A 12,870-nucleotide genomic window follows, 5' to 3' on the forward strand; every position below is an offset into this window, starting at 1 on the left:
CATTCTAAGGCTTATACATAAAAGCTTAGAATATATAAGCACAAAACAAAGTAAGGGTATTGCTCTTTAGTTTTTAAGGGCAATACTCTATTTTTATTTATTTTTTGTATTTTAGTATAAAACTATAATAGAAAAATAGGTATTTCATATATTTGATTAATCAAGATGGATACTTATGTAGAAATTAATTTTCTATTTTACAGCAAAATAATTTTAAAGAGTAGCTATTGAGACTTTATCAAGCGCCACAGTGTTGTTCGGCTGATTCCAAGGCTTTCGGCAGCCTTGGTTTGGTTGCCGTTTTGTGCTTCAAGTACTATCGCTGCAATTTCTTTATTTATTTCATTGAGTGGGCGGGAAAGATCAAGTGACTTTGCTAAATCCTTTGTGTGATAAGAAGCGTTAGTAATTATTCGTTCCTTATTTAATGCTTCCTGCACATCATCAGAATAAATATAGAATTCGGCTGCCATTATAACGAGGTTTCTCATGACCCTGTTTAATTGAGTATAGTTATATGGCCAGTCGAAATTGCGCAACATTTCCATTCCATCAGGTGAAACACCTAAAATTTGCTTTGCCATATCTATGTTAAGCCTGTTCAGGTACAGATTTACAATCGAATCTATACGTGATGGGTTATCTCTCAATGGAGGTAAAGTGATTATGAAGCAGCGCAGGCGATTTACAAATGCCATGAAATTTGAATCGAGTGCCCCTTTTATGTTGCTGATACATGAAAAAATAACTCTGTTTCTCTTGTAAATCTCCATATCTGTTATAGTAATTAAAAGCTGTTTTTGCTGCTGCTCGCTTAGAACATTTACATTTTTAATAAAAATAGTATTGTCAGTTCCGTATAAGGGAGAATTATGATTATTTATAAGGTAATACCATATTTTACCACTTAATAGGTCGCAGTCAATTTGAATAAAAGGTTGATTTTTCATAGAGCTTCGCAGATATAAAGCTTTGGCCATTTGCTCTTTACCCGTACCTACTTCGCCTGAAATAATAACAGGATAATTGTTTTTATTTACTTGGTTAATAATATTATCAAGTTGTGCAATGGAATCTATTACACTATAAGTACTATTAAAATATATTTTTTCTACTTCTTTATGATTGAAGTAATTAATACCGCATTTGTTTCCAGCCAGTGGTGTTTTGGTGGCTGTAGAATAGAATGCCACATATTCTGATTTGTCCGAAACTATTCGCTGTGCCTGAATAGAATAAAGCAGATTGTTTTGTCTGAACACAAAGCGGCGTTTTCCGGTGGTGAGCACGTCATTTATTTCTGCATGTAATATATCCAAAATGTCAGTATCATTTTCGGTAAGTGTAGAATAAAATAGCTTTCCTTCACTTGTGAAAACCACTGTACAGGCATCTTTGCCCTGAATTAGCTGTCTTAGAAAATGATTTTCATCTCTGAGATAGCTGTAGTTACTACAACATAGGACAGCAGTATTAAATGCAGCACGAATACTTTCAATTCCGGATGTAATTAAAAAGGCATTCATGCCAAGCCCCCTTGCAGTAGTATAAGTAATCATATCACAAAGGATAGTGTAATAATTATCATTCTTTAATTGATACAAAACAGAAACAGCCTTTTCTGTTGAATCGATTGTAAACACATCAATTTTATAAGGAAGCATCTCCTTTAAAGATATGAACTCTTCTGTAATATTTGAGAATCCAACAACTGCAACTTTTCTTGTACCGGCACCTGATAATTTAAGTGTGCGCAAAATATCATAGGCAGATGTAGTGATCTCAATTACAGGCAGTGAAACGGATTGTTGAACTAATTTTGCAGTACCGCCTCGCGAGACAATGACATCATATTTGGCATGGAAATTATTTTGTGCGATTTCTACGCCTTTTTTTAAATCGCCTACTGTAACTGTTAGGTCTATATTGGGGTACTCATCTGCAAGCTTAACCAGCAAAGGTTTCATGCTGGCATAAGGCGCAATGGCTAAAATATGTATTTTAGAAGACATTTTTTATCGCTCCTTGTAGTGTGAGTTTAAAAATAAAACAATTCTACAAAAATATTATATCATACTAAAAAAAAATACAATATATTTGTTAAATGTTTCAAAATTAAACTATAATTTAAACTGTTTTTATTTACCATAATTTTAAGTTTTAGTACAATAGTTAAGTAAAGAGAAAAAGCGTGCATGATCTGTGGGAAACGTTAATGATTTTTTTGGATTTAAACATATGAAACCAGCAAATTGATTTTACAGGAGGCTCTGCTGCATGCAATTTACCTCACAGATCTTTCTGCGAATTCTCTAAAACGTTTCTACAGACCGGCGGGAGTCAAGGAGGTTGATATATGCTAGAAGAATAAACAGGCTTGCGCCTGCAAATAAATAGGTGGGATTCTATGCAAAGCAGAAAATGATAAACAATCATAATTTGGAAATGGATTGTGCAATAAAACTGTCACAGAACAGGATGTAACCTTAACAAAGTAAAACTAATGAGTTCAAGTATTTATAGGTTTGAAAGTTTATAGCTTTATTTTTAAATTAGGAGTAGAATAACATGCTAATATAAGAGTGATGGAATTAGCAAATATCAAGACTTCTTTTATAGGTTTTTCTAACCCTACTATGCGGAATTTCGCAATCGATTACAAGTATTGAAGAAAGGTGGTTTTATATAATGTATGTTGCACCAAAAGTAAAACCCTTATGTCCGCCTGAGAAGGCGCCACGTTTTGAGAATGTTACATATGCTGAGGTAATTTTGGACAACGGGCAGCCTTACACTTTGAAGATGGATATATATCAGAGTTTAAATCAGACTGAGCCAGGTCCTTGCATCATCTATATTTTTGGCGGTGGCTGGAGTTGGGGAGAATATAAGCAGGTGACTCAAAAGGCAGTATACTGTCGTGATTTAGTTCGTCTAATAGAAGAAGGATATACGATTGTTTGCCCAGACTATCGGTTGATTCATCAGAGTATTTTTCCAGCTTGCATCCATGATGTAAAGGGATGTGTTCGTTTCTTGAAAGCAAATTATAAAAAATATAATATTGACCCTGACCGCATCGGTGCATTGGGAAATTCAGCCGGTGGGCATTTGGCAGCTATGCTTTCTATTGGAGGAAATCAGCCTGAAATTGAAGGCGATGTGGGAGGTAACTTGGAATATGACAGTACAATAAAAGCAGCGAGTATCTTTTATGCTCCTTCTGACCTATGCTATGATGTTGTGGCAAAAGCAGACGCTATGGATGGCCAGGTTAAGGATCTGACGGGTACTGAAGTAGATAATCTTAGCAACGGGAATGCAGATTCAATTCCGGCATTGGCCGTTGGCTATGTAGGACCTGGACGTAATATCAAATCACTTGCCGATTTGATAAAGAGGAAGGATACTACCAGTCCTGACTGGAAGTATGTGGAGTTGCTAAAAAAATGCAGTCCGATTACTTACGTAAGAGAGGATTGTGTTCCGGTATGTTTATTACATGGAGGACATGATCCATTGGTAGACCCGGAGCATACGGAGTTATTATATCACGCTTTACTGGGTGTCGGTGCTGATGTAACTATGATTTGCTGTTCTTATGGTGGACATGGACCTTCACTGGGAGAAAGAGTTGATCAATTTGCTTATCAATTTTTGAAGGATCGTCTGTAATACTTCATTTGCGACAAAAATATCAATTATGGATTAAAAAAGAATAAAAAAGGGGGAAGTTAAAAATGACACTTCAAATGATTATCGCTCTTGCAATTGTAATTCTTATGATTGGTATGATTATGTCCGATAAATTTGCTTTTGGTGCACCACCATTAGTGGCTGCTTGTTTAATGGTATTGACTGGGGTTTCTACTATTAAGGATGCATTTGCAGGATTTATAGATACAAATGTAATTATGATAGCAGGATTCTTAGCAGTTATGGCAGGGCTTCAGAAGACCAGACTTATGAAGAAAATTCAGTCCGTTATGTCGAACCTTGCAGTAAAAGGCGGCTTTACAGCATATGTGCTACTTATTATTGTTGTTATGTTAGGTGCCAGCTTAATGGCTGGTATGACTGGTTATTATGTAATGATTCTTACAATTGCATCTACCATTCCATATAACAAGAAGTTACCAAATTCTAAATTACTTATGCCATTAGGATTTGCTTCAGGACGAGCTTTAATTCCGGTCAATGTTGCGTTCTTTTTAGGATTTTCAAACTCCCTTTTGAAAAGTGCGAAATATAATGGCGTTATTCCAATGGCAAAATTTTCTGTCATGATTGTATTTATGTCAGTCGCATTCTTAGTCTGGACATTGATTGCTTATCGTATTCTTCCGGATTACGATATTAATAAAGATAAAGAGACTGAAGTAGAGAAAAAGCAGAATGTGCAGGTTTCAACATTACCATTATGGAAAGAGAATGTTACATATATTGCATTTATAGCTTCTGTTGTTGGAATGATGTGTGCAAACAGTATGGGGGAAATCGCATATATTCTTCCAGGCGTTGCAACTGCTGTACTTTGTTTGATTCATGTGTTTGACTTTAAGGAGGCACGCAATAATTTCTTTTCTCCATTGATAATTATGATGGCCAGTGTAATTGGTGTAGCTAATGGACTTGCTAATACCGGTTTCACAGCCATGGTCGGTAAAGCTATTGCAAAATCTATGGGTGGCAGTGTTAGCCCATTCATACTAGTGCTAATGTTCTGTATGCTTACTAGTGCATGTGCTACACTGACTGGTTCGAACATCGGTACCTTATTGATCTTTGCTCCTATCGGTATTGCAACTTGTATGAGTCTTGGATTAAATCCGATAGGTCTTGCTGCTGCAGTTACTGTTTCTGCTTGGGGTGGTGGTTTCCTGCCAATCGATGGAATGCCAGCAATGATTTTAGGTATGGGTAATTACAAACTTGCACAGTTCTTCAAGTACGCGATTCCGATGTACTTAATTCAGATTATTGGTCTGGCAATTGGCGCTGTGGTAGTATTCCCAATGTAATTTAATATAGTTAGTAAGAGCTGGCGGCTATACTTGTTGCTGGCTCTCCTTAAGTTAATGGGTGAAAGGAATACAGATACATTAATGTTATTATTTTTACATATGTTTGTGAGGGGGGTCTTGATTAATGGTATACAAATGACTATTCTAAAGCAGTGAGACAGTATAGATAGTGAATGACAAAACTGTTAATGAGGATTACGCTATTAAGAACTGTGAGATACCTGTACATCTTTGAATATTTGAAGAAAACGAAAATTAGTATGACAAGTAATGGGATAAAATAAATAGATTGGATGTGAGAAAATGGAAAATAGTATTTCAAAAAAATATGAAGTGTTTTATTATATTTCAACAAAAGCAAACTCATATACTCCTGCAAAGACAATTTATGTTTGTGCTCCTGATAGAGCTGTTCGCTCATATGAGGCTTTGGAGAAATTTGCAAAGGACTCAGGATGGCTTGAACTGGCAGAAGACGATGGTGCAGTTCTTGTCATGCCAATTGCGAAAAATGGCTGGTATAAGCAAAGCTCTTCAATGATTGCAGAATTTTATGATGAAACCAGAAAAAATTTTAAATCAAAAAGTGATGTAACTATACCTGGACGAGATGGATTAATCTGGTGTTGGGAAACGCTTGTCTATTTGGTTGGCTATGAAGAGGGTGCAGTATTTGCAGGAAATGTGACTGTTACAACTCCAAATCGTTTTGCCGGTGTTGCTCTTATTAATGGTGTACCCTGTGATTATACATCAGGGCTTAACCCCTCAGACCATTGGCTAGTAAGTAACGTAAGTCCTGACTATAATAAGAAAAACCACGATATCCCGGTTTGTCTTTGGATGTTTGTACAGAATAAAAGTTTTGCAAAAGAGGCCCTTGCATATTTTTCTAAGAGTAACCAAATCACTGCTTCTGCTGAAATGTTAGAATATGATGGCATAAGCACAGAGCTTTATAAAAATTCAATCGAGGAAGCTGCTCAAATCAGAGTTTCTGTCGGGGATTTTGAGGCTGTTCCGGCACTTGCCAAGAAAGTTATGAACCAATTTTTCAATAAATTCATTCGGTGGAAGAATGCTCCGGATGGTACTTTAAAGCCATACCTTAGCAAGTCTGCCTTTTATGAGTCCGAGCGTTATGCACATGACTCAGTAATAGTGAATAATAATAAGTACGAATTTTCCACCTATCTTCCTGAGGGAATGAATAAAAAAGATGCTGCAGGACTTCCTGTTGTCTTCAGTGTTCATGGCAGAGGAGAACCAGCATGGATTTTTTCAACGAAGAACGGATGGGATAAACTTGCGGATGAAACTAAGGAATTTATTTTGGTTCTGCCTGATTCACCACTAAACATATGGCTGCCTGAACGTGATAGTGAAGTATTTGGACATATTATCAATAAGCTTTATGAAACATATTCAATAGATAAGACAAGAGTATATCTTACTGGCTTTTCTAACGGTGGTATGTTAACACGTCAGGTAGCAAATCTCCATCCTGAGCTTTTTGCTGCAATTTCTCCATGGAATGCACCTTTTATTGACAGTTTTGAAAAAATATTATCAAAGGGCTATGAACTTCCATGTTTTATTTATGCTGGCGATAATGATGAAAAAGTACCTTTATGGGATAACTTGGACAGCTTGCTGGAGAATATGCTTAAAGTAAACAATTGCAGGATTAGAGAAGCTGAAAAACGTAATCCTATGAAATTTATCCCAGATGGGATGCTTGACGGCGAGAATTATTACACAAAAGAAAACAAATATACAGATGGTGACCGCTTCAAGACTTTCTTATACAATAACATGGAGGGTAAGCTAAGAGTCTGCTTTACACTTATGAAAAACATGCCTCATGGTGCCGTATATGATCAAAGCCGTGCTGCATGGGCATTTTTGAAGCGCTTTAGTCGACCTGAGGGTTCAAAAAAAGTTATTGATGCCGATTCCAAATAATAAAGTGTACCATTGTGGAAAATATTAGGTATATATATTAAAAGGAGAAGCAAACTTTTTGACACAGCATTCCTCTTAATATATTGAAACCAACAAATATTTTTATATTATAAATTTCAAAAAATGAAAAAGCACTTAAAATATATAAAGGAAAAAATATAGAATTAAAAAACATAACAGTAAAATATTTTATGGCTAGTTTGTAGCTTTTGCAGTTTTTTAATTGCAGTTTGCTGCAAAATCAGGTTATATATTTATCACCAAAATATTAAAAAGAATTTCTTTCCGTAAATTTGCCTTAATTAGTGGAATTGGGGATTTTATGTTTAAGATATTATTCGCATTATTGACTAATTTGTGGCAGTTAAACATCTGCTTAATTATTATAGGACTGTGTATTCCGGGAATAAGCTATATTGAGGAAAACTAACTGATTGATTTCTTGCCATTTTGTAGACACATTCTATCTCTATTTTTGTTTTAATTTGTTCGAGTTATTGTGTCTACAAAACTATACTAACACCAATCCAAGAAATTATTTAATATAAAAAATCACCAGAGCAATCTGGTGATTTTTTATATTATGTAAGTATGAAACTTATTTTCTATATGCTTTGTGAAACCATCGATAAATTGAAGATGATAATCAGATTTAGAACAACTCTTATTCAAAAGTGTAATAAATGAATTTTTATTACATTTATTTATATTGTTATAGTAATCTCTAGATATTTTCCAAAATTTTTGTGGAAATGCCAGATAAACAAGGATAGCTTTATATTCATCCAGATTAAGTGGATATATATCTTCGTATAGTTTTAAACAATTTATAGCAAGCTCCAAGTCCCATTTAGTATTGTCTCTTTTTAATAATCTTCTCAAAAAATATGATAAATCGTGTACTCTATAATCGATTTTACATTTGTCGAAATCTATTGTCCAAATATTTCCCGAGTTATCAAATAATATATTTTTATTTACATAATCAAGATGACATAAATTAATAAATAGGTTAGTATTGTTTATAGTAGATGCGATATTAGCAGCTTTTTGAGCTAAAATTAAATTTGAGTCAAAATGCTGTAAGAAAATTTTTGAAAATTTATCGCCATGTTTGAAAGCAAGATTAGAACATGTAAGCAATTGTTGAAAATGTTTATTTAATGAACTATATAGGTTTTCAAAGCCTGTCCGATAGTTGCTTCCAGAGATAGGTTTAAAGTTTTTTGTACAACTATGTATTTTAGCTAAATTAATACTAGCTTGAAGTACATTTTCTAAATTGTCATAACTACATTTTTCACCTTCAACCCAAGGAGTTAAAATAAAGAGCATGTTTTCAAAGTTTACAAAACGACTTTTATTTTTTGTAGGTAATATTCTAGGTACTTTTATATCATTTCTATAAAGCCATTCTACAGCTGAATAAACAAAAAGAAGCTCCTCTATAGAAAAATATATTTTTTTTAAGCAATATGAGTTTTCTACATTAGTTACCTTATATACAGCTCTTTGCTTTTCTGTATCTTTAAATTTAATTTGAGTAACTTGGTAATTTTCCAAATTATAGTATGGAAGGACGTATTTTTTTATATTTTCTTCAGATAATAGATTTGTATTATATGATTTAGCCTCATAGGGCATAATAACACTCCTTAAATAGCAATCTTAATACTATGATATTAATAAAGTTTTTGTAATATACATATTAAATAAAAAAAGGGATTTTCATAAATATATAGAATTAAATTATTGGGGTGAATTTTACTATGTTGATAAGAGAAAAAATACAATATTATGAAAGAAAAATATTAATAGATGTAGCAGCTTTTTCAGATAATACTAAGGGTAGGAAGATTAAAGAAGAAAATGATGAGATACGGACACCTTTTATGGTTGATAGAGATAGAATAATACATAGTAAATCCTTTAGAAGATTAAAACATAAAACACAAGTATATATAAAAACTTCAGGAGATCATTATAGGACTAGATTAACGCATACATTAGAGGTTGCTCAAATAGCTAAAACTATAGGAAAGGGCATAGGCTTAAATGAAGATTTAATTGAAGCTATTGCTTTAGGTCATGATATAGGTCATGTTGCTTTTGCTCATAACGGTGAAGATGTATTAGATAAATTATTGCCCAACGGGTTTAAGCATAATGAAAATAGTATAAGAGTGCTTACTAAATTAGAAAAATATGGTCGAGGATTGAATCTAACAGAAGAGGTATTAGATGGAATTTTACATCATAGTGGTTTTTCATCTTCGTCTAAAAAAGCATTTACTTTAGAGGGTCAGGTTGTAAAGTTCAGTGATAAGATAGCTTATGTGAATCATGATATTGATGATTCTATTAGAGCTGGCCTATTAAGCGAAGAACAGCTTCCTAAAGATGTTATAGAATTACTTGGAAATAATCATAGTAAAAGGATAGATACTTTAGTTAAAGATTGTATATATACTACCTTAAAAAATATAGAAAATGGCACTATAGAAGTTTCTTTAAGTGAGGATATAGGTAATGCACTTAATGATTTAAGAACTTATATGTTTGAAAATGTATATAAAGGAGAAATTTTAAAAATTGAAAGAGATAAAGCTAAGTTTGTTTTAGAGCAGGTATTTTGTTATTTTTTAAAAAATCATGAAAAAATGCCTGAATTTTATAAGAAAATAGCTGAAAGTGAAGGATTATATCAAGGTGTTGCTGATTATATTTCCGGAATGAGTGATGATTACTGTCTTTTTTTATTTAATAGTATTTATGTACCAAAATTTGTTATATATTAAAAAATTAAGGAATAATTTTTGTTATATTATGGGTAAAATAATATTTGTTAAGTTAAAGAAGGATTTTTAAGTTTTATAAAGAATATTATTATTACTAAAATATTATTTAAAATTAAAAAAAATATATTTTTTAGAAGGAATATAGTTATTTGTGTCGAATATAATAAAACTTGTCATGAATATATAAAAGTTAGGTGGGAGGATTTCAGTGATAATCTCAGAAGAAATCATCCAAAAGATAAAGGAAAGCAATGATATTGTAGATATAATATCAGAAAGTGTAAAGCTTAAAAGATCTGGTAGAAATTATGCTGGGCTTTGCCCTTTTCATCAAGAAAAAACCCCTTCTTTTAGTGTATCTCAAGAAAAACAAATTTTTAAGTGCTTTGGATGTGGAGAAGCAGGAAATGTGATCACATTTGTAATGAAATACAAAAATTTGGATTTTATTGAGGCTGTGAAGCTACTTGCAGAAAGAGCAAATATCCAGCTAGAGGATGAAAATTCTGAAGGTATAAAAAATAGAGATATTAATGAAAAACTATTTAGATTAAATGTTGACGCAGCTAGATATTTTTTTTCTCAACTAAAAAACAATAAAAGTGCTATGTCTTATTTTTTAGGTCGAGGTATATCTGAAGCTACTATAAGAAAATTTGGATTGGGTTATGCTCCAGATAGTTGGAACAACCTGATGAATTTTTTAAAACGTAAAGGATATACTGAATTAGATATGCTTAATGTTGGACTAATAATTAAAAGTCAAAAGGATTCTTTTTATGACAGATTTAGAAACAGAGTTATGTTTCCTGTGTTTGACCATAGGGGTAAAGTTATAGGTTTTGGTGGGAGGGTGTTAGATGATTCTAAGCCTAAATATTTAAATTCGCCTGAAAGCAATATATTTAAAAAAGGTATCAACCTTTATGGTTTGAATTTTGCTATAAACAATTTAAAAGATAGAATGTTGATAATAGTAGAGGGTTATTTAGATTGTATCTCTTTACATCAACAAGGCATCACTAATGTAGTTGCTTCCTTAGGTACCGCACTTACAACAAATCAAGCTAAACTTTTAAAGAGATATGCTGACAGAATTATAATATCATATGATGCAGATGCAGCAGGGCAGAATGCTACTTTAAGAGGATTGGAAATATTAAAAAATGAAGGTTTTGACGTTAGAGTTTTAACTGTTCCACAGGGAAAAGATCCTGATGAATTTATAAGAAGCAATGGACGAGAAGAATTTATAAAACTTATTAATAAAGCACTTCCTCTTATAGATTATAAAATAAAAAAAATTGGAGAAGGAACAAATTTTAATGATCCAGAAATGCTTGCAAGATATGTTAAAAATGCAGCGTTAATACTTACTGATTTAAATCCACTGCAAAAAGATGTATATATAAAAAAAATAGCAGAAGAAACTGGAATAAAAGAACAGGCAATATATGACTTAATATCTGGTGAAATACAAAAAAATGTAAATAAAAGTGGAAATATAAATACTGTAGATAATTTTGGACAAAAATTATATTTAGAGCCTGCATATATTAAGGCTGAAAGAAGTATATTGAAACTTATGAATATGCGTAAGGAAGCTTATGATTATGTAATTAAAAATTTTTCTGAAGATATGATGATAATGGAAAGTCATAGAAAAATTTATAGGTTAATTAATGAATATATAGACTTTGAATTTAACGAAAGACAAAAATTAGTAGAGCTTAAATGTGACGACATAGATAGTTCCAGGGAGTGGATATCATTATTAGAATTGGAACTTTTATATGAGAATGATGATTTTATTAAATTTATAGATGATTGTTTTAAGGAGATTAAAAAATATAAATTGGAAGAAGCTATGAAAGATATAAGAAAAAAAATAAAGTTTTATGAAGAAAAAGGTCAATTTGAAGATTCTTTAAAATTAACACAAGATATGGTTAATATTCAAAATGAGTTAGCTAGACTATAAGTGTTATGGAAGGAGGCAATATTATGAAAGATAAGAGTGCAAAAATGCAATTAGTGAAAAAGCTGATTGAAAAGGGTAAAAAAAGTGGCACTTTAACCTATAAAGAAATAATGGATGAGTTAGAGGAAATAGATTTAAGTCCAGAACAGATAGAAAAGATATATGAAGTTTTGGAGAACATGGGCATAGATGTTATTGGGGATATGCAGGATATTGAAGTTCCCGAAGAAGATCTAGATTTATCAATTCCAGAAGGGATAGCAATTGATGATCCAGTTAGGATGTATTTAAAAGAAATTGGGAAGGTACCGCTTTTATCACCTGAAGAAGAAATTGAACTTGCTAACAGGATAGAAGCTGGAGATCAAACAGCTAAGAAGAAATTAGCAGAGGCAAATCTTAGACTTGTAGTCAGTATTGCAAAGAGATATGTGGGAAGAGGAATGCTGTTCCTTGATCTTATTCAAGAAGGGAATCTAGGACTTATTAAAGCTGTAGAAAAGTTTGATTACAGAAAGGGCTTTAAGTTTAGTACTTATGCTACTTGGTGGATTAGGCAAGCAATTACTAGAGCTATTGCTGATCAAGCTAGAACAATAAGAATTCCAGTACATATGGTTGAGACAATAAATAAATTAATAAGGGTTTCAAGGCAGCTTCTTCAAGAGCTTGGCAGAGAGCCTCTTCCTGAAGAAGTAGCAAAGGTAATGGAAATGCCTGTTGATAAGGTAAGAGAGATAATGAAGATAGCACAAGAGCCTGTATCTTTAGAAACACCTATAGGTGAAGAAGAAGATAGTCATTTAGGTGATTTTATACCTGATGATGAAGCGCCAGCACCTGCAGAAGCAGCTGCTTTTACTATGTTAAAGGAACAACTTATAAATGTGTTGGATACATTAACACCTAGAGAAGAAAAAGTTCTGAGATTGAGATTTGGTTTAGATGACGGTAGAGCAAGGACTCTTGAAGAAGTTGGAAAAGAATTTAATGTTACGAGAGAAAGAATTAGACAAATTGAAGCAAAGGCTCTTCGTAAGCTAAGGCATCCAAGCAGAAGCAAAAAATTAAAGGATTATTTAGATTAAGCACCTGATAAACT

General features: G+C 32.6%; 8 protein-coding genes. 6 read left to right on the forward strand and 2 right to left on the reverse strand.

The window, feature by feature from the left end; all coding sequences use genetic code 11:
- Positions 1-224: 224 nt before the first annotated feature.
- Positions 225-2,012: a sigma-54-dependent transcriptional regulator gene (locus tag M2651_RS05205; protein WP_252131287.1), complete on the reverse strand. Its 1,788-nt coding sequence runs from the start codon at positions 2,010-2,012 to the stop codon at positions 225-227.
- A gap of 676 nt (positions 2,013-2,688) precedes the next feature.
- On the opposite strand from M2651_RS05205, the gene M2651_RS05210 reads away from it, so the two are divergent.
- The 3 genes from M2651_RS05210 (at position 2,689) to M2651_RS05220 (ending at position 6,989) form a co-directional block, all read left to right on the forward strand.
- Entirely contained in the window at positions 2,689-3,675 is a 987-nt protein-coding gene (locus M2651_RS05210; RefSeq protein WP_252131288.1) for an alpha/beta hydrolase, read from the forward strand.
- Between the two features lie 65 nt (positions 3,676-3,740).
- Positions 3,741-5,021 carry an SLC13 family permease gene (locus tag M2651_RS05215; RefSeq protein ID WP_252131289.1) on the forward strand — a complete coding sequence of 427 codons (1,281 nt, stop codon included), beginning with the start codon at positions 3,741-3,743 and terminating at the stop codon, positions 5,019-5,021.
- A gap of 306 nt (positions 5,022-5,327) precedes the next feature.
- Positions 5,328-6,989: a CE1 family esterase gene (locus M2651_RS05220; protein WP_252131290.1), complete on the forward strand. Its 1,662-nt coding sequence runs from the start codon at positions 5,328-5,330 to the stop codon at positions 6,987-6,989.
- Between the two features lie 576 nt (positions 6,990-7,565).
- Here the strand turns inward: M2651_RS05220 and M2651_RS05225 are convergent.
- Complete coding sequence (locus tag M2651_RS05225; RefSeq protein ID WP_252131291.1) at positions 7,566-8,633, reverse strand: CotS family spore coat protein; 1,068 nt, start codon at positions 8,631-8,633, stop codon at positions 7,566-7,568.
- Between the two features lie 125 nt (positions 8,634-8,758).
- Here M2651_RS05225 and M2651_RS05230 point away from each other — a divergent pair, with 125 nt between their 5' ends.
- From M2651_RS05230 to rpoD, 3 genes are all read left to right on the forward strand, one after another.
- Positions 8,759-9,787 carry a deoxyguanosinetriphosphate triphosphohydrolase gene (locus M2651_RS05230; RefSeq protein WP_252131292.1) on the forward strand — a complete coding sequence of 343 codons (1,029 nt, stop codon included), beginning with the start codon at positions 8,759-8,761 and terminating at the stop codon, positions 9,785-9,787.
- A gap of 211 nt (positions 9,788-9,998) precedes the next feature.
- Entirely contained in the window at positions 9,999-11,768 is a 1,770-nt protein-coding gene (gene dnaG, locus M2651_RS05235; RefSeq protein WP_252131369.1) for a DNA primase, read from the forward strand.
- Positions 11,769-11,773: 5 nt separating this feature from the next.
- Complete coding sequence (gene rpoD, locus M2651_RS05240) at positions 11,774-12,856, forward strand: RNA polymerase sigma factor RpoD (protein ID WP_434062136.1); 1,083 nt, start codon at positions 11,774-11,776, stop codon at positions 12,854-12,856.
- The last annotated feature ends 14 nt before the right edge of the window (positions 12,857-12,870 follow it).

The sequence above is a fragment of the Clostridium caldaquaticum genome, assembly GCF_023806125.1.
Lineage (GTDB): Bacteria > Bacillota > Clostridia > Clostridiales > Clostridiaceae > Clostridium_AT > Clostridium_AT caldaquaticum.